Origin of the sequence: Caviibacterium pharyngocola (assembly GCF_002795405.1) — a bacterium.
Lineage (GTDB): Bacteria > Pseudomonadota > Gammaproteobacteria > Enterobacterales > Pasteurellaceae > Caviibacterium > Caviibacterium pharyngocola.
On sequence record NZ_PHGZ01000004.1, the window covers coordinates 1 to 17,188 of the forward strand.

The window sequence follows — 17,188 nt, forward strand, 5'->3', positions numbered from 1 at the left end:
CTTGCTTGCTTGCTTGCTTTTCAAAATTATGCTCTAAATTAACTGCTGTCATAAATTATTTTATCTCCCGTTTAAAAATCGTCGCCAAATCATTAGGACTAAACCGCCAAGACTCACTTAACCCCAACAGCTCGCCGCACCACTCACTGCAAAAATACTTACTGCGCTTTTGTTTAATGCCGAATACGATGCCAAACACACCCCACCAGTCATATTTTGCGCCGCAAGTGCGGTTAAAATAGGCGGTGATTTGTTGCTTGGTGACGTTTTCCAACTTGATTAAGTCCCAATTCTCAAGATTTAAATAGTCCTTTTGAATATGGCGTACACCGCCGTCTCGGGGGCTGCTGGAATAAAAATCGTATTGTTTACGCCAGTCGTATTGTTCAATTTCAACGTCTTGGACTATGATGATTTCGCAATGCGAGTACAAGCCTTTGGTGAAAAATCTAATAAGACCGTCTTTCCAATCGCCTTTACCTTTATACAAGGCAAGATAAACCTGATTAGCCATTTGTTTGCTCCGCTAAATAATCATCATAAGTCCGTGTCCAGCCGTCCGAATAATCATAATTCGCCGGATCATCCAAGTGCGCTAATGCCATTTTATGCCGTAGCGCATTTTGTACATTGGCGGTTTTATCTTGCATAATTTGGGTAATCACAGCGGTTAATTTGGCTTTGTCAAAATCCGATATAACGCTGTTATCCGCGCAAATCCACGCGGTTTTATAGTCGCCGATAAGGTCTAAACTTGCTTTAAAGCCTAGTAAGTTTTGATATGCCATATCGTCGTTGTCAAACCATTTTCCTAGCGCCTCCACATATACACCGCTACGATTTTTAAGGTCTCGAAATTCGTTGATTTTTGACCGCACTTCTTCGCGTTGTTGTTCCAAAAGTGCGGTCAAATCAACGACAGTTTCTTCAAACACAAATTTGTCACCAATCCATTTTGTTTTGCCGTTATCTTGCGCGCAAAAGGCTTGATACATCTCGTTACTTAGGGCAATCAAGTTGTCTTGCGCTAAGTCCGGATAGAGATACAGCAAATCGCCGTCAATCAATTCAAAACTGCCGTCTTTTTCGTCTATTATATTAATGTAAAACATCTAATATCCCTCCACCCAAACTAACATATCAATGTGATTATCTTGATCACCCTCTACCCGGTTTACATTTATCCATATTTGTGATTTGTTTGTACCTTGTTTATAATAAGCCCACGCAGTCAACCATTCTCCCGCCTCAGCAAGATAGGTTGTGCTCTGATTGGTTGCACCGGTTGCTCTTATAAATTGTATCTGCACTTTTGTGACTTTGTTCGGCATTGCCGTCCATAATTGGCAAGGGATGATATAACCACGAGCACCATCTTTCCCTGCATCTTCAAGGTCAAACCACGGTACACGGAAATTTTTATAGTGAAAGAATTGTTCAATGCGTCCGTCTGTTGCGGCGATGACTTGCCCGGAAATATTAATATCTCGTTGCGAGCCGTTATCCCAAGTTCGCACGCCTTTAATAGTACGACTATAATCCCGTCTGGTTGGCGCTAATTGCAACCAACTGCGCACCGCCGCCGGATTATTACAATAACGCGTATGATTATCCGTGCCGTTATTGACCCGAAACGCTATTGCGCCTTTACAATATCCTTCATCTACATAGGTGGATTTTAACGTGCGCACAACAATATCACCGGCTGCATTACGCAAGACATAGTTACTCGTACCGCCAGTATCTGATGCGCCATAATTTTGTACATTTCCCAGTCCGACATTTGCTTTTGTTAAGTCTGAAGTGAGTGCAATCGTGCCGGATTTTGCTGGGAGATAAACATTAAATCCATTTTCAGTCCAAAATTTCCAGCGTTTATCATCCAGTGCTTCAATTCGGCTTAACCAATTCCCACTAGTACCGGTACGTTTGATTGTTAACCCGCTCTGACCGGCATTCTCAACTTTAACCTCAACATAAGCGCGACTTGCCTTCGCCGAATATTGGTCTGCAGTCCATAATTTGGCGATTTCGGTGCTAACCCAAGAACGATAGGCAACGGTATCGCCATCGCCAATATGCGGAAACCACAAATAAGTCTGTTCGGTCGCAGTAGCAAAGACCATATTAAATCGACGTTGATTAGCCAAGGTGCTATTGGGATGTACTTCAAGGCGCCACTCGCCATCTGTCGTGCCTAAATGTAATGCGCTCCAAGCATTGCTAGCCGCATATTTAATCATCAGTTTACCGGTTATGGTATCGCCGGATTTATTAACTTTTGCGTCAATATGCTTTTTGAGTCCGAATTGTTCCCAGTTTGACCAATTCGCACCATCATCTTGATAACGGATGCGTATATCTTGATGAGTAACCACCAATAACTGAAATTTTTGATAGCCAGCATCTGCGTGAATACCATTAAAATCTGCATTACTATTAGCGAGGTCAGACGGAACACCGATTGCCGAATCATAACAGCCAAAAAACTGAGAACCTGATAACGTATTGAGGTTTGTAACCGTTGTATGCGCTGTTGCTTTTGTTTTTGCTAAATTCGCCGCCTCCGTTGCAGATTTTTGCGCATTATCCGCCGCAGTTTTTGCTTCAGCACCCTTGTTGTAAGCGGTATTTGCGGCTTTGCTTGTGGCAACGGTATCTGATGAGGTGCTAACCACTGAATCGGATCGTTTATTCAACGGAATATAATTGTTGAGCGACAATTTAACCGCTGCAATCGCCTGAGCTAGCGCTTTACCGGCTTTTGCTGTTAAGCCTAGGGATTCGCTGTCGAGTCCGGTGTCGTTGGTGAGCTGAACTTCACCCACCGCTGTCGTACTAGCACGACGGTGGTTATCATTAATAATATTGATTAGCGCATCATAAATTTGTGTTTGCTTAGCTGGGTCAGGGGTCATCGCAGCTTTCGCCAATAGATAACGCATTTCGATGCCAAAATCCTGTAAATGATTTTGCACATCATTAAGCCATTCGGCAGTGACTCTTGTCCCTTGTTCGCCGGTCGATGGATTGCCATTGTGAAACTGACCGTCTTTGCTGTTAATCTTTGGTAATAAATTTCGCATAGTTATCCTTGTTGATAGGCAAAATAGCAATAAGTATGAGCCGGTTTCAGGTCACGGAAAAAATCCTCTATAATCGGATCGCCGAACTCAACCAAGTGATCGCCGGCAAAAGACTGACCGGCACGAAAATACACAATATTGTCATCCCCGTTTAATACCGTCACACGCCATATAAAGATAAAATGGTCGCTTGAAACCTCATTAAATTGCGCTACATCACCCAATGCCGGTAAATCATTTTGTAGCGCAGAAAACTCTTTGATTTGGATTTGGTAACCGATTTGTTCGGCGAGCTGAATAAAATAAGGTATAGATAAACCACCCATTGCATTAAGCTGGATAATGACCCGTTTAACACGATCTTGATAGTTTTTGCTTAAATCAATTTTAAGACCGCATAATCGCTCCCAGTCCGCTAACATTGTGCCGCTATCTTGCGGGTGGAGCGCTTGTAATAACGTTTCGGCGCTGCTTTGCAGTCGGTCAAACGCATTGCCGTCCACCTCGCATTGCATTAAAAAACGTTCGCCGTTAACATCATATGCAATAGGCGGATAAAGCTGAGATAACGTTGTTTTGTGCGAATTATCCATTAAGCCAACTCCGATATAGCGACTGTACCTAAACGGAACCACTCGATTTTATCCGTCACATTGGCTTTAATATTGGCGCGAGGTGCAATAAATTGACGATCAACCACACCGATTAAATCGCTAATTACCGCTTCACATTGCGACACAATAAAATCATCGCCCGGATTTAGCCGGTTAAAATGCTCCGTAAGTGCAGTTTGAATGGTTTGGGTCATTGTACTTAAACTTACGCCATCTAATTTAACCTTGACATTAAATGCCACACGGGTAACATCCGGCTTAACGACCTTGCTTTCCTTAGCCGTTACCGGACGTACATCATCAATATAAGCTTGTACTTTACGCACCGTCTCATCGCTCGGAACATCATTATCCGCAGTAATGGCGATATCAACTGTGCCAAGCCCGCGACGCAACGGATACACATAAGCCGCGTCCACCCCCTCAACGGACAACGCCCAATTACGGTAATCATAACGATTACCGCCCGCCGGCGGACGGCGGATACGTTCGAGCAATCGGGCAAGCAATGCACTATCGCTTTCCGTATCCGTGCCACCCACCACATTATTCAGCACAACATCCGATTGCACGCCTTTCGGCGCTGCCATTAACACACCGGCGACCGACTGAATAATATTTTGTGCTGCACCGGGTGCAAGTGCTCGCACGGCAACACGCACCGAACCGGCGGAATTAATGACCGCACTTTCCAATGTTTCGTAAAATCGTCCGTCCGCCGTTTTAATCTGCAATCCGGCAGATAAAGTTGCGCCGACAAGCCCCGTGAATGTTGCGCCGTTGCCCTGTGCATAAGTGGCATTTTTGCGCCGGATCCCCCGAAGTGCGGCGTGTTTTTCTAAAAATTCCGTATCCGCCGTATCCGGAAAAAATTGTTTCATTAGCCATTTCTGATGCGCGTAGAGATTCTCGGCAACTGCCGCAAGGCTACTGGCGCGCACAAAGTTATCACTGTCTTCGGCAATGTCCGCCGTCGGCTCAAGAGATTGTAAATCTCTTAAAATCGCTCGACGTATATCGCTAAAACTCGGCACAATAAACATAATTTAAAATCGCTTTAAAACAGGGTTAAATTAATTTAACCGGGTGAGCAAACTCAAATACTTGCCCTCGGTTATCCGTAACTTGGATACTCAATAACAGCGAGCCGTTTTTAGGCTGTATCGCGTTAACGACAATATCTTTTGCCCGACCGTCATCAAGTAACGGTTGCAAGGCTTCCTCGGCATATTGTTCCGCTAACTGTGCTACCCGTTCCAAGTCTTTCTCGCGTTGAATAGTATGGAGCAAAGAGCCTACACGCCCATCCGCCCACCAAGAGCCTAATGGAGTCGTTAGCCTGATATACACGGCATTTTGCAGTGTACTGATTTGTTTACCTGTATAGTCCCCGGTAAGCGGGCTGATCTCTTTGTCCATACGCTCAATGTACAAAATCCAAGGCATAAAAAAGGGGCAACGCCTTTCAGCATTGCCCTCAACTATCAACTTTACCTTGACAACTCAAATCGGTTTACTTGTTGTCCCACCGCTATCGCCCTTATGGGTATGATTAACTAAGGATTTACCACTTGCCGTCACATCGCCAACGGTTGTAATACTACCGCTCGTTTGTTTAACATCACCGCTAAAACTCGCCCCCTTACCGCCTTGCACCGCCATACCGCCATTACCGTTAATTTGTCCCTGTGCGGTTAAAATTGCCGATGTTTCGAGTTTTGGCGTAACAAAGTCTGCCGCACTCGTTGCCGTTACGCGATAAGTTTTGCAATTTAATTTAAAGGTATCACAATCTACCTCAATTAATCGACCCTGTTTTAAAATAATTGTCGAACCGCTTTGGTCATACACGGCAACTTCGCCGTTTTCCAGATTTTTCACCCGAAAACTACCGTTTTCCGTCGCAATTACAATGCCGTGCGTGGTCGCACCGCCAATCGGCAAAATGACAGCTTGCGTACCCGCCGGTGGCACGGACGTAAAACCGAAATGCTGCATTAATTCCACATCCGAAAGCGTTTCATCCGCCAAAGCGGAAACTTGCGTTTTTTGTATATCGTCGCCACTTTTCATCCAATTCAGCTCGCCCCGAAAAGCCGCTCGTACGGTATCTGTCACATCTTGCGCAGTTTGACGCATTTTTTGCATAAATTGTCGCATAATTTACCTTATTTATTTAATTCTGCCGATGATATAAGCTCCAATGACCCTTTTTTCCGTTTTTTACCCTTACGTTTACGGGCTTTATCCGCTTTATTGACATAAGCATCCGGAGTCCAAACGCCGTCTTGTTTAAGGCGTAATTGCGTTTGCGTCCCGCCTTGCCGCGAAAGAGTGAATCGTCGTCCCATTAAAAAGAAAATTGCGTCAATATCATATTCCTCGCAGATAACGTGTACCCGTTGTCCGGGCGCCCAAAGTGTTCCGTTCTGTGTTTTATGGTCGGGAACGGTAATAGTGAGCGTAAACGCCGACAACTGAGCATCCGAGATAAATTTTTTAGCCTGCTTTTTTAACGCTTCGAGATTTTCCGCATCCGGCACAACCACGGTTTTAGGCTTATAAATTTTGACATTCGGATCTTTATAAACCCATTTCAGATTATTTTTATTTTTATCACCTGACCGCCCGTGCCGCTGCGCAAGAAAAGTGATCTCGCTAAACTGTTGCGATACGTCAAAGGTTAAATCCGCCTGACTGAAATTATTGTCTTTACCGTTTTTGTTACAAACCAAGGTCGCCACCGGTGGAGTAGAGTAATCCGCACCACCGACAATTAACACGCCTTTAGCGTCAAACCAGCAATGCAAACCGGCAGAATTAGCGCAGCGCATAATTGCATTCCACGCGGTTTCGCCCACGTCAATATCCACTTTATCCAAGGTCGGATTACTCTCGGCTTTTAGCTCGACCTTATCAATCCCCAACGGCTTAACAATCTTTTTTACCGCATCAAGTAATGTCATCCCCTTAACATTAGTAATCGGTGCGGAGCAATCCACCAAAATAGATGCCTTATCCCGACCGGTCAAACTAAAAGTGCGGTTATTTTTGCTGATACAATGTCTTGTACTGTCAATAATGCCGGTTAATACGGTTTCGTCATTAATAATCACTTGCGCGCTTTGCCCTGATAAGTCCGTTGTAAACACAGAATCCGAAGGCATTCCCAACTCAAACCCGAAAGCATCCGCAGGGATTAAAAAATCACTGTCAATGTCATAGCTTTTCCACTGATTATGCGCCAGATCACCGATTTTCACGACAATATCATTATTAAAGGGGTAATTAATTTGCATAGGTATTTAACATATCTCCTTTATTAATCCGCGTAGGGTGTCGAATATGGGCATTTAAGCGCAACAACTCGGCTGCACGGCTAAAATCACCATAAAAATGATGCGCAATCTGCTGTATAGTGCCGCTAATACCGGCAGGACGAATAATCAACGGTGGTTTGCGGTTAATTGCAGCAATCGCCGTGGCATTAAATTGATAAGCAAGATTGCGTACTTTTTCCGCTAGCCCTTGTGCAAGAGCATAGATACCGTTTTCCGCTTGTTGCCAGTCATTTGATTGCTGATATTCCAGCTGCAATGCTCGTAGTTGATTGAGGGCATTAAGCCATTGTAAACGCACTTGACGATTTAAATACTCAATTTCGCTTGGGATCAGCTGTTCACCGTATTGTTCGATCCATTCGGCAGCAATACGACTTAAATTTGCCGCACACAGTAACGTAAGTGCGGTATTAATTTCCCGAATATCCGTTTTGCCGAATTTAACACGCTGATTACCGGATTGGTTGCGATTAAATGATTGTTCCGGCGTCGGTTGGCTGTTAACTTTACCTTTAATTAACGACTCACCGATAGACAAAATTTGGTTACATTGCCGTAATAACTCGTCAAAACGGGATTTAATACTAAATACCGCCGATTGATTATGCTCAATGGTTTGCTTGTCTGTATCATATGTTTTCGGTTCGGCTTGGCGGCTTAATAAGCCGAAATCCTGTTCAATAAGGGCTGCAATATGTTTTAGCACCTGAGTGGCTTGTTTTTTTAACGTCTGTTTGGAGATCGCCCCCGAAATCAAATAACGTTTTTTATCTGCCCCTAATAAATCGATAAGTTGATCAAAAATACCTACCATTGCCGCCCAATAGCTCAGAATTCTATCCTTGGCATTTAGCGCAAAAGCCACAACCTCCATCATATCGGCAAAACTGTCTAAAATATCATTGATAAAATCATCAATATCGTTTAATAACTCATCCAATAAGCTAAATAACGGACGTAATACTAAAATCGGTTTAGCCGGTGTTGCCTCCTTGAAGGTGAGTTGTACCGAGACATAATCCACAAATTCCGCGTCGTGACTAAAACCGGCATAAATACACAACATATTTTTAAGTCGCCCCCGAATCGGGTGGACTAAGACAGCGGGTTTATTGATTGCCAATTTCTCAATGATTTTTTTAAAATCCGTATAATAACCTTCGCCAAAAAACACCGCATTCATTGACACCGTAAGGGGATTAAGTCCCATTGCCTCCAAATCTGCGCCGTTAACATACGGATAGGTGTGTTCGATAATAGATCGCTCAAAATTATCATCTACATTTAGCACATCAAAGCTGACACCGTTAAAACTCGCACGGCGCACCGGCATTGTCCAACCTTTCATTTTACCCCCTGACCATTTCGCGATATTGATACTCCGATGTTTGTTCGGCAATCACTCGCCCGTCCAGTTCAACTGTAATCAAATTCTTAATAGTATGATCTTGCAAAGCAATCGCCCGTTTAAATCCCTCCTGAATACTGACGCCTAACGACTGAATATCTTCGGAAAACTTAATCTGACTATCTAGAAAGGCTTTCTTGTCGTCGCTTGGCAACTGAATATTCGTATTATTTACCGCATTTGTCGGTATTTTTTCAGTCAATTTGTTTTGTTGTTCCAAAACGGCTTTTGCCTCGGCTTTTTCTTCTTCACTGGCAGTTAAAAAGCCGAATCCATTAACCACGGAGCGCGCTTGATTTACTTTGTCTTGTTGCTCTTTTAATTTAATACTGTCGATTTCTTTGCGTTGCGTATCTGACAATAAATTGCTATCCAACGAATCTAAGCGTTTCATTGCATTTGCTTTTTCGGCTTTTGAGCTAAACCAGCCATTGAGTACACTGGTTGCCTGCTCAAACTGGCGCTGGGTATTATGTTGTAATTGAGCGGTTAACGCCTGTTGATAACGACGTTGTTCGTCATCGTTTAACGGTGTAAAGCCGTTTTCTTTTTCGTGTTGTTCGCGACGTTGACGACGTACCTCCGCGTCTGCTTTACTCGCAGAATACCCGGCATCCGATAAGGCTTTTTGTTCCGGTGTTGCCGAGCCGTCCGAAATACGGCGCATAATTTCTAACTGTTCATCTTCGCCCTTATTTAATTCCTCCGAATGAAATAGGGCTTCGCCGACAATCGAGGCTTTCGCCAAAAAACCGACAGTTTTACCAAACCTCCCCGACATTTTTGATGATCGCCCTCCGGTTTTAGGTGATTTTTTATTGCCGGATTCCATTAAATCATCTATATCAACACCTGTTCGCCCTTTATGCATAAAACCAAATAATGCTAACGATCCGGCTGCGGCAATCGCCGCCCCACCTAAGATTTTGATGCTCTCGACAGCACCTGTTAGCGCGGTTGTTAAGGCAGGATATTGCGCTCCGTATTCCGCCATTTTTTCCGCAATATCGGCAGACCATTCCGTTACATCTTTAAATGCTTCCGCTTTACTCATTTCGGCTACATTACCAGCGCGCTGAAATTTTGTTGCAGCTTGCTCTTGAATAAATTCAGAATCGCGATCAGTTTCTCCTTTGGCTGTCTGATAAGCATTTTCGACATTTTGCGCTGTTTGTTGCTGCGAACGAATACCATACATCCCCAACCACGCTTGTTTATCTGCGACAAGCTCACCAACTTTTGTCCCCTCAAGATAATTTGCAATGCTGTCAATAATCGCATATTTTTCAGCATTGCCTTGTGCCTTGGCGAGTTTTTTCTGTAACGTTTGATATTCTTTGTCATTAGCCAATATATCATCAACAATAGTTAAAAACGCTTCGACAGTATTTTTTCCTTGTGCTAAATAGTCTGTCATAGATTTTTTTAAATCTAATCCATATGTTTTGCCTTTATGTGTCAACTCAATTTTAGCGGCTCGTTTTATGGTATCTTGCGAATTTAATTTACTTAAAAAGTTCATCACATTCGTTGCAGTTTCAGAACTGCCACCTGATACGTTATAAACTTGTTGCAACATTTTGAACATTTCTTTTGCGCCGCTCATCCCTTTTAAACCGGCACCACTTGCATTGGCAAACAAAGCGGGAGCATATTTCGCCATATCTCGCAGTTCAAACCCTCCGGCTTTACCGGCAGTATTGGCATAATCCAAAAAATCTTGAATTTCTTCTTTCCGGATCCCATATCCTAATCCCGCATTAACTAGCTGGGCGATGTCTATTGTGCTTGCGCCGGTAGCTATCGCATTTTTTTGTATATCCGGTAATAATGCTAAGGCATCATCCACGCTGACACGTCCTTTGGAAATAATTTCCCCCAAAGCGTTTAATGCGTCTTCTTGTGATCCGCCATATTGAGTGATACTAGATTTAATGACTTGATGGATATTATCCATACCGGCTTTTTTGCCTTCTTTGTCACGATCTGAATAAGCTGTATTGGCTAAATAAGCTAACTGTAAATTATAGTCAGCCGTTGTTTTTATCGGTCGTGCCGCAAGCCCTGCGGCAACGCTAACGCCGGTCGCAACTCCCGCCACACCATACCCGACATTCATCATTTTTTGACCGGCGGAGAGTTTGCCCATTTCTGCATTTAAGGCTCGCACACGGTTTTGCATTGCATCATAAGCTCGACTTAACTCCCGACTGCTCGCCATACCGGAGGATTTCAAGCGTTCGTATTCAAGACGTGTGCGTTGGATTTCTCGCTGGATACTACGCTCTGACCGAATACCTAGACTTTCTCGCGCACCGGCAGCTTGGCGAGCTATTTGCGAAATTTGGCGATAACTTTGTTCGGTAATCCGTGCAGTTTTCTGTGTTTCTCGTTGTTGCGTTTGCACACTTTTTTTTGTCTGATTTTCAACGTCCTGCGTAGATTTCTTCGTGCGGTTTGCTACCTCTTTAATGACCTTGCTGGCATAATCTTTCGCTTGCAAAATCATTTCCAATTCAAATTTTGAACCCATTTTAAAACCCGTTTAAACCTAATTTAATCCTACAAAAAAGGGGACTTACGTCCCCGATTTCTTCCGCCGCGCAAAAACATAAGTCGTAGTATTTTTATCCTCTACCGACGGTTTGACGCCTTGCGAAGCTAAATAACTATCAATCCAAGCATTCACTTCCAAATGACTCATTTTTTTCACGTCATCCGCCCGAAAGCCGAATTTAGCCAAAAAAAATCACCGCACTTCGTAAGTTTTCCCACGCTTGGAATACCGTCATCCGCTGTTTTATGCCGGATTTTCGGGGTTCGCCCCAGCGTCGATATGCTTTTTTCGCAAGTTGTCCAACTGCCCCCAAACCAACACATAATCCGACGGGCTTAGGTTTTGCAACAAAAATCGTGGTGTCAAAACTGTTTCGGGAATACCGTCAATGTCTAATTGCGGCACTAAAAAACAAAGCTCGTGTAATAATTTTTCTTCACGGTTTTGCTTTTCTTCCTCCGGTAAATCAAGTTCTTCCGCCCATTCTAACGCCTGACATTCGCCTGCAAGGCTTAACAGCTTAACCTTAAAATCAAAATGGAGCGTGCCGTTATACGGCACGCCAAGCAATAAACGCCCATCCATTATTCAACCACCTTGTCACAGGCTACCACTTCAATATCACGGATAAGCTCGTTATCCACCGTATAACTGGAGCCGATAGTTGTAGTAAAACAGTTCGTATAAGATGTTCGTTTACCGTTTTGTTCTTCAATGGTGACTCGAGCATCTTCCATGTTATCCCAATCCGGCTCTTCTTCATCTAATGGCACAGCAACACTCAAAGAAAGCATATATTCTGTAATTCCTTTAGCAAAACCTTTCACACGCCCTTTACGGTTAATGGTTTTTACCGCCTTGCGACCGGTATTGGTATTCACCTTACACTGGGTCAATTCTAGCTCTCGGCTATCAACCTCAATCACGCCTAAACTTGCATATTTCAACGCCATAATTCAGCCCCTATAAAATCAAATCAATGCGGTTTGCCACAACGTGCAATCCATTGACCACATCCGCCGGAATCGCACAATCCAGACGATTCACATCCACGCCATTGCGCTGCACCAACAATTTGCCTTTATGTACCGCCACATTTTCTAGGATTTCTTGTTCTTCTAAACGCAACAACACATCCAAAATTTCTGATTTAACCTTTGCCGGTGTGCGACTACTTAATTTCGCGCGAGGGAAACGCAAACTAATGCGCTGCTCAATGGCTTTACGGGTATAATCCAAGGTGCGAATCGTGGTTAAATCCAACAACGACGGATCGTCCGTATTGGTGGCATTTTTCGTATAAGTGGTAATCGCACGCATAATCTGCACGCGGTGATTAACCACCGTAATCGGCGTTAAGCCGTGATACAACGCCTGATTCGCCTCACTGAACAACGGTTTCTGTGTTGGATCAGTTTCCGCCAAACCGTTAATTTCAAGCGTGTTTAATGGACGTGCCGGATCTTCTTCGCCGGCAATCACCGCACCGAAACCCGCCGCAATTAACGCACAACTGTCAATCGCGCCTTTATACCAACCGACCGTTACACGACCGTCGTTGATTTTTTCCGTAAAAGTCGAACCGCCGGACATCGTGCCACGCCAACCTAATACGCCAATCGCCGGTTTCTTCTCCACCGGAGAGGACACTGCATTTAAATGGTCACGCAAGGCTTTGGCATTTTTATCGTCGGTAAACGGTGAGATAATAATGTGATAATGGCTGCCGGCAACAGAGGCAAGCGCCGCAGTTAAATCCGCATTTTCCGCCCCGTCGCTAAATGCTGTTGCCGTAACCGTTAAATCCGGTACGCTATGGCGCACGGCAATCGCAATTTCATTGCCGATTTCGCCTTTACATTTTGCTGTAAACTTCACCGCACTTTGACTGTCGCTTGTTTGTTCGATTTCAGCGCTTACCGGTACATCTCGCGTACCATTAATTAAGGCGCTTAAACGGTTGGCAATAGCTTCTGCCGTTTCGCCTTTTGACACGGCAATTTTATATTCTGTTGAGCCAATACTCAGTGCAATTACGCCTTGTCCCGTTGCCGTACCGGCTAACTGCACCGACCCTTTAGCCGCGATACCGGCAGAGTTGTCGGCAAGCCCCACCACGGACAAACGGATGAGCGGATTGTTTAAAATCGCAATACGGCTCATCAAATGCGCCCAAGATCCATAACCCAAAAGTTCTGCCACTTGTACATCACTATAAACACGGGTCGGTTCGCTAAATTCGTGAGTTAACCCTAAAGCCGGCGCAATAATCAGCACTTCCTGCTCATTGGTCGGTAGAGTAGATACCGCATTTTTGGTGTTATATTCCGTATAAACACCCGGGTGGCGGAGCGAACCCGGAATTAAATCAAATTCAATACTATCCATTCATTACTCCTTAGATTTAACCGGTTTGCGCGGCTCTTTCACGACAATCAAATCTCCGTCCGCAATACGACGGCGGTAATATAAAGATTCTTCCACCTCAACCGGTTCTTGCTCAATAAAGGCTGCCGGCTGATATTCCAAAGGGACTTTCACCCCGTCTTTGGCTTTTACTTTCATATTTTTTCCTTTGTTTCTACACAAAAAGGCACTTGCGCATCGCTCGTCGGGTCAAAAATAATGCCTCCCACCTGATGCAATTCATCCACAGGGCTTAACAGCCCTTGATATTGATTAAATATATAATCCGGATTGCTTTTATCTGTTGTCGGTTGCGGATAAAGCCCGTCTTCTAGCGGCGCAATATCATCAAAACTGACTTCATATTCCACCGCATACGCCGTTAATCGGTTGGCTTTCACTCTTGCGCCGTTTAGCACGGTTTGCACGCGCACCGGTAACAACGGATTCACCAAATTGCCCAGAGTCTGACTATCCAACAACCGCCGAACCGCTCCGATTAACTGATTTACCCCAATCTCACGACTATCCACACCGCCCTGACGGCGTGCCGTTTCATTGCGCAGATTAGAGACTACCAACAACACAACAAAAGTTGCTTTAGACTGATAACGCTTAGCACTGATGGATTTACGGCTAATTCTTGAGCCGCCAAAGGACACCAGCACCAACGGAAACCGAGCCGTGCCGATACTCTCGTCATCCAGTTCACCGTTATAGCTTTTAACCGTTGTCACCAACCGTCCTAAGCCTTTTTGCAAGCGCTCAACTAAAGCATTTTCGATTTGTGTTATCACGACTAAACACCCGATTTAAACCATTGGTAAAAAATACCGCACCGTTAAACTCTGCGCCGTCACCGTCCGTCTTTTCCGCAATCCCTAATGAGATTTTTCCGCTCGCCAACTGTTCAAGCTCTTTAAGGCTCAGCTTATAACGCTCAATAATCTCATCGGTAATGCTCACCTGTGACATACTAGCAAGACGATAACGGGTCAAATCACAGCAGAGTCGCACCAAATTCTGCGGTACGGTCTCAAGTGGCAGGGCATAACGTGCCGCCAAATAACCGTCAATCTGACTGGAGCTGTCCGCAAGGGCAAGATTAAGTACATCATCGTTAATCTCGCCTAAACCGTCACGGTCGGTCAGCTCAATGGTTTGCAACTCACCGACACGCAACACAAACTGCGCCACATCCGCATAAACCCTGTTTTCCATATTTACTCATCCACAATAGGAGTCACCACCAACCAAGGATCGGTAAATAACGCAATGATTTGCTCACCTGTTAAGGCATTGCGCTCAATCACGGTTTCTTCCGTTTTGTTAAAACGATAACCGCAGCGACCATAGCTATGTTGTGGATGCTGTTCACACAACCGCACGATAAACGCAAAAAACGAAGTAACTTTAGTGGTTTCCGTCGACTTATCGGCAGGTTTTTCTGTCGATTTCGGCTCAGTCTCACCATTTTTGTCAACAGGTTCTTCCGGTACGTCCGTTTGACCGTCTGCGGTAGTCTTTTCCGTTTTAACATCAGCCGGCTTTTCATCAGTCACTTTGGTTTCATCTTTCTTTTTTGCCATTGTTTTTCTCCTCACCCCATAAGCGCAAGGCTTATGGGAATCAGCACGGTTTATTCGGCAATAAACGGTGACACCAAAATATCTAATTCGTTTTCGAGGATGTTTGTTGTCCCGTTAATGATTTTGGTTTTAAAGAGTTCTTTAGCTGCGGTTTCCAGTGCCGAAGGAACTAAAATTAAGTTAGGACGGATATTAAGCACCTTGCCACCATCACCTTTTAACTCTTTCATTTGCGTGATGATTTTGCTGACGTTTTCTTTTGTTAATGCCGTTTTTTCCACTCGGTGGATCAGTTGCCAAAAACCAAAACCGGCAGCACCACGAGCTTTTACACCCCATAAGTATTCGTTTTCCATAAATACGTGATCCGATTTTGAGGCGTCAAATTTAGGTGTGATTTCCGGTTTTTGGCGATTTTGCCAAATAAGCGGCTTAACCACGGAGTGAACATCTAAAATATAGAATGTTGGCGCATCATTATCTGAACCCACAGTTAAGTTACTTTGTGTGGTGTTTGAGCCTGTGCCGTCCACTTTTTCATAAACCGGATGGTCGGTGTCGAAAAAGTTTTGACCATCGTAACAAAGGGTCGATTTGCCTTTTTTAAGTAAACTAAAGACTTCGTCATCCGGTAATTCCGCTGCCGCCTCACCAGCCAACTGCACCATAGGACGATATAACCCAACTTGATCGTCATCAATATCATCAGCCGAAATGCCGACCGTAGTTTCATAGGTTTTGTTCGTGATGCTTGTACCTTGTGCTTGCATGCTTTGGATTTGACGAGAGCCTACCCATTCACGCATTTTCGGAAATTTGCCCAGGAAACCGTAAGTATTGGTTTTCGTGCTGGACGAAATTTCCATGGCGATTTTTTGCCATTGCGGTTTAAAGGTTTCTAAACCGGCGGCAAATTCTTTGCGAAATTGCTCTGTAATGATGTTTAATACAGCTGACTTTTTAATTGACATTATTTGCTCTCCTTGTGAATTTTAATGAATTCGGCTTCGGTCATGCCTAAGGCTTTCGCAGCAACTTGCTCTTCTGCGCTTAACGCCACAACCTGATGCGCATTCGGATCGTCTTTCGCCTGTTTCTCGCCACTTAATGCAGCAATCGGCGCAGATTTTTCCAAATACTGGCTTAATGCCTCAATCGGTAAACTTTCCGCCCAATCTTTCAAACTTGGCGCAAGTTTGCCCTGCGAAAGTGCGGTGGTAATTAACGCATTTTTCTTGTCCGTTTCGACGGATTGTTTAAGCGTATTAAATTCCGCCTGTAACGCTGCAACCTGTTCCACAGGCACAAATTTAGCCGGATCAGGTTTGCCGATTTGCGCAGTTAATGCCGCTACGTTTTGCTCTTTGCTTGCTAAGGTTTGGTAAACCTGCGACAGTGCAACTTGGCTATCGCCTTTGGCGACCGAAAGTGCGGTCAATTCCGCTTTAATTTCTGCTTCTGTTGCTGACGGCTTGCCGAACAAGCTGCACAACAAGGCTAAAAGCTCTTTATCCATAGTGTTGGTATCCTCTTGGGTTGTTGAAAAACTGAAATGTTGACTGGCTGCCACCATAACCTCATCCATACCGTCTAAAGCCGGTACGTTGGTTAAGGCTGCGTGAAAGATTTTTCGCACATAGCCCTCAATGTCATAGGCAAACACAGCCGAGATATAGCGATACTCGCCACTTTTGATATACTCCGCCGCCTTATCCGTCCAACGCACATCAGCAAAAATACCCTGTGGGGTAAAATAGAGATACTCCATCCAACCGGCACTCGGCGCCTCTTTGCCGTTAACTTTTGAGTGGATAATTTGGTGTTCGTAATCAATAGGGAGCGGATTGCGTTGATTATTGGCAAGCGCGACCACATCACGTCCGTTCTGGTCGGCAATAATCCACGCTTTAACATCGGTCGGGCGACCGTCGGTGGCTCTAAACTCACCGTACGGCAATAACTGGATATATCCTGACCTAGCTTGGGTGATTTCAAAACTCGCCGCCGCAAGTTTAAGATTGTTGTGCATAAACTGTCCCTAAATCACTGATTTAGGCACAGAATAGCGGATTGAGATAGGAGTAAAGAGATGAGCGACTTCAGCAGGCAAACAAGGGGAAAAATGAAATTTTGCGTAGGGGCGGACTGATGTGTTCGCCCGAAAAAGAATAACACAAGATAAGAATT

General features: G+C 44.5%; 20 protein-coding genes. All 20 read right to left on the reverse strand.

Annotated features, from left to right (window positions below; translation table 11 throughout):
* Positions 1-55: 55 nt before the first annotated feature.
* On the reverse strand, positions 56-514 hold the full coding sequence (locus CVP04_RS01300) for an enoyl-CoA hydratase (RefSeq protein WP_100295724.1): 459 nt from the start codon (positions 512-514) through the stop codon (positions 56-58).
* A complete protein-coding gene (locus tag CVP04_RS01305; protein ID WP_100295725.1) occupies positions 507-1,112 on the reverse strand; it encodes a DUF4376 domain-containing protein in 606 nt (201 codons plus the stop codon). The genes CVP04_RS01300 and CVP04_RS01305 overlap by 8 nt, the downstream gene beginning before the upstream one ends.
* Positions 1,113-3,086: a hypothetical protein gene (locus tag CVP04_RS01310; RefSeq protein WP_100295726.1), complete on the reverse strand. Its 1,974-nt coding sequence runs from the start codon at positions 3,084-3,086 to the stop codon at positions 1,113-1,115.
* 2 nt (positions 3,087-3,088) lie between these two features.
* Positions 3,089-3,679 (reverse strand): YmfQ family protein, encoded by a 591-nt coding sequence (locus CVP04_RS01315; RefSeq protein WP_100295727.1) that lies wholly within the window; start codon positions 3,677-3,679, stop codon positions 3,089-3,091.
* Positions 3,679-4,743 (reverse strand): baseplate J/gp47 family protein, encoded by a 1,065-nt coding sequence (locus CVP04_RS01320; protein ID WP_100295728.1) that lies wholly within the window; start codon positions 4,741-4,743, stop codon positions 3,679-3,681. The genes CVP04_RS01315 and CVP04_RS01320 overlap by 1 nt, the downstream gene beginning before the upstream one ends.
* Before the next feature lie 25 nt (positions 4,744-4,768).
* Positions 4,769-5,119 (reverse strand): phage GP46 family protein, encoded by a 351-nt coding sequence (locus CVP04_RS01325; RefSeq protein WP_100295917.1) that lies wholly within the window; start codon positions 5,117-5,119, stop codon positions 4,769-4,771.
* A gap of 84 nt (positions 5,120-5,203) precedes the next feature.
* Entirely contained in the window at positions 5,204-5,860 is a 657-nt protein-coding gene (locus CVP04_RS01330; RefSeq protein WP_100295729.1) for a phage baseplate assembly protein V, read from the reverse strand.
* Positions 5,861-5,868: 8 nt separating this feature from the next.
* Positions 5,869-6,999 carry a phage baseplate assembly protein gene (locus tag CVP04_RS01335; protein ID WP_100295730.1) on the reverse strand — a complete coding sequence of 377 codons (1,131 nt, stop codon included), beginning with the start codon at positions 6,997-6,999 and terminating at the stop codon, positions 5,869-5,871.
* A complete protein-coding gene (locus tag CVP04_RS01340) occupies positions 6,989-8,389 on the reverse strand; it encodes a DNA circularization protein (protein ID WP_100295731.1) in 1,401 nt (466 codons plus the stop codon). The genes CVP04_RS01335 and CVP04_RS01340 overlap by 11 nt, the downstream gene beginning before the upstream one ends.
* A 1-nt stretch (position 8,390) precedes the next feature.
* On the reverse strand, positions 8,391-10,982 hold the full coding sequence (locus tag CVP04_RS01345; protein WP_100295732.1) for a phage tail tape measure protein: 2,592 nt from the start codon (positions 10,980-10,982) through the stop codon (positions 8,391-8,393).
* A gap of 45 nt (positions 10,983-11,027) precedes the next feature.
* Complete coding sequence (locus tag CVP04_RS12195) at positions 11,028-11,192, reverse strand: hypothetical protein (protein ID WP_165772756.1); 165 nt, start codon at positions 11,190-11,192, stop codon at positions 11,028-11,030.
* A gap of 57 nt (positions 11,193-11,249) precedes the next feature.
* Entirely contained in the window at positions 11,250-11,591 is a 342-nt protein-coding gene (locus tag CVP04_RS01350) for a hypothetical protein (RefSeq protein ID WP_100295733.1), read from the reverse strand.
* Positions 11,591-11,959, reverse strand: a complete 369-nt coding sequence (locus tag CVP04_RS01355) for a phage tail tube protein (RefSeq protein WP_100295734.1) — start codon at positions 11,957-11,959, stop codon at positions 11,591-11,593. Before CVP04_RS01355 ends, CVP04_RS01350 begins: the two co-directional genes overlap by 1 nt.
* A gap of 10 nt (positions 11,960-11,969) precedes the next feature.
* Positions 11,970-13,394, reverse strand: a complete 1,425-nt coding sequence (locus CVP04_RS01360) for a phage tail sheath subtilisin-like domain-containing protein (protein ID WP_100295735.1) — start codon at positions 13,392-13,394, stop codon at positions 11,970-11,972.
* Positions 13,395-13,397: 3 nt separating this feature from the next.
* Positions 13,398-13,571, reverse strand: coding sequence for a DUF2635 domain-containing protein (locus tag CVP04_RS01365; RefSeq protein ID WP_100295736.1), 174 nt, complete (start codon positions 13,569-13,571; stop codon positions 13,398-13,400).
* Positions 13,568-14,209: a DUF1834 family protein gene (locus CVP04_RS01370; protein WP_100295737.1), complete on the reverse strand. Its 642-nt coding sequence runs from the start codon at positions 14,207-14,209 to the stop codon at positions 13,568-13,570. The genes CVP04_RS01365 and CVP04_RS01370 overlap by 4 nt, the downstream gene beginning before the upstream one ends.
* Positions 14,178-14,633, reverse strand: a complete 456-nt coding sequence (locus CVP04_RS01375; RefSeq protein WP_100295738.1) for a gp436 family protein — start codon at positions 14,631-14,633, stop codon at positions 14,178-14,180. The genes CVP04_RS01370 and CVP04_RS01375 overlap by 32 nt, the downstream gene beginning before the upstream one ends.
* Before the next feature lie 2 nt (positions 14,634-14,635).
* Complete coding sequence (locus CVP04_RS01380; RefSeq protein ID WP_100295739.1) at positions 14,636-15,001, reverse strand: hypothetical protein; 366 nt, start codon at positions 14,999-15,001, stop codon at positions 14,636-14,638.
* Between the two features lie 50 nt (positions 15,002-15,051).
* Complete coding sequence (locus CVP04_RS01385; protein WP_100295740.1) at positions 15,052-15,972, reverse strand: Mu-like prophage major head subunit gpT family protein; 921 nt, start codon at positions 15,970-15,972, stop codon at positions 15,052-15,054.
* Entirely contained in the window at positions 15,972-17,030 is a 1,059-nt protein-coding gene (locus tag CVP04_RS01390) for a phage protease (RefSeq protein WP_100295741.1), read from the reverse strand. The genes CVP04_RS01385 and CVP04_RS01390 overlap by 1 nt, the downstream gene beginning before the upstream one ends.
* Between the last annotated feature and the right edge of the window lie 158 nt (positions 17,031-17,188).

Bases quoted from the DNA above. Each gene is read 5' to 3' on its own strand.
- CVP04_RS01365 (WP_100295736.1), bottom strand. From the start codon at position 13,571: ATGAAAGTAAAAGCCAAAGACGGGGTGAAAGTCCCTTTGGAATATCAG.
- CVP04_RS01385 (WP_100295740.1), bottom strand. From the start codon at position 15,972: ATGTCAATTAAAAAGTCAGCTGTATTAAACATCATTACAGAGCAATTT.
- CVP04_RS01300 (WP_100295724.1), bottom strand. From the start codon at position 514: ATGGCTAATCAGGTTTATCTTGCCTTGTATAAAGGTAAAGGCGATTGG.
- CVP04_RS01355 (WP_100295734.1), bottom strand. From the start codon at position 11,959: ATGGCGTTGAAATATGCAAGTTTAGGCGTGATTGAGGTTGATAGCCGA.
- CVP04_RS01375 (WP_100295738.1), bottom strand. From the start codon at position 14,633: ATGGAAAACAGGGTTTATGCGGATGTGGCGCAGTTTGTGTTGCGTGTC.
- CVP04_RS01310 (WP_100295726.1), bottom strand. From the start codon at position 3,086: ATGCGAAATTTATTACCAAAGATTAACAGCAAAGACGGTCAGTTTCAC.
- CVP04_RS01340 (WP_100295731.1), bottom strand. From the start codon at position 8,389: ATGAAAGGTTGGACAATGCCGGTGCGCCGTGCGAGTTTTAACGGTGTC.
- CVP04_RS01360 (WP_100295735.1), bottom strand. From the start codon at position 13,394: ATGGATAGTATTGAATTTGATTTAATTCCGGGTTCGCTCCGCCACCCG.
- CVP04_RS01320 (WP_100295728.1), bottom strand. From the start codon at position 4,743: ATGTTTATTGTGCCGAGTTTTAGCGATATACGTCGAGCGATTTTAAGA.
- CVP04_RS01345 (WP_100295732.1), bottom strand. From the start codon at position 10,982: ATGGGTTCAAAATTTGAATTGGAAATGATTTTGCAAGCGAAAGATTAT.
- CVP04_RS01305 (WP_100295725.1), bottom strand. From the start codon at position 1,112: ATGTTTTACATTAATATAATAGACGAAAAAGACGGCAGTTTTGAATTG.
- CVP04_RS01325 (WP_100295917.1), bottom strand. From the start codon at position 5,119: ATGGACAAAGAGATCAGCCCGCTTACCGGGGACTATACAGGTAAACAA.
- CVP04_RS01335 (WP_100295730.1), bottom strand. From the start codon at position 6,999: ATGCAAATTAATTACCCCTTTAATAATGATATTGTCGTGAAAATCGGT.
- CVP04_RS01350 (WP_100295733.1), bottom strand. From the start codon at position 11,591: ATGGATGGGCGTTTATTGCTTGGCGTGCCGTATAACGGCACGCTCCAT.
- CVP04_RS01330 (WP_100295729.1), bottom strand. From the start codon at position 5,860: ATGCGACAATTTATGCAAAAAATGCGTCAAACTGCGCAAGATGTGACA.
- CVP04_RS01380 (WP_100295739.1), bottom strand. From the start codon at position 15,001: ATGGCAAAAAAGAAAGATGAAACCAAAGTGACTGATGAAAAGCCGGCT.
- CVP04_RS01315 (WP_100295727.1), bottom strand. From the start codon at position 3,679: ATGGATAATTCGCACAAAACAACGTTATCTCAGCTTTATCCGCCTATT.
- CVP04_RS01390 (WP_100295741.1), bottom strand. From the start codon at position 17,030: ATGCACAACAATCTTAAACTTGCGGCGGCGAGTTTTGAAATCACCCAA.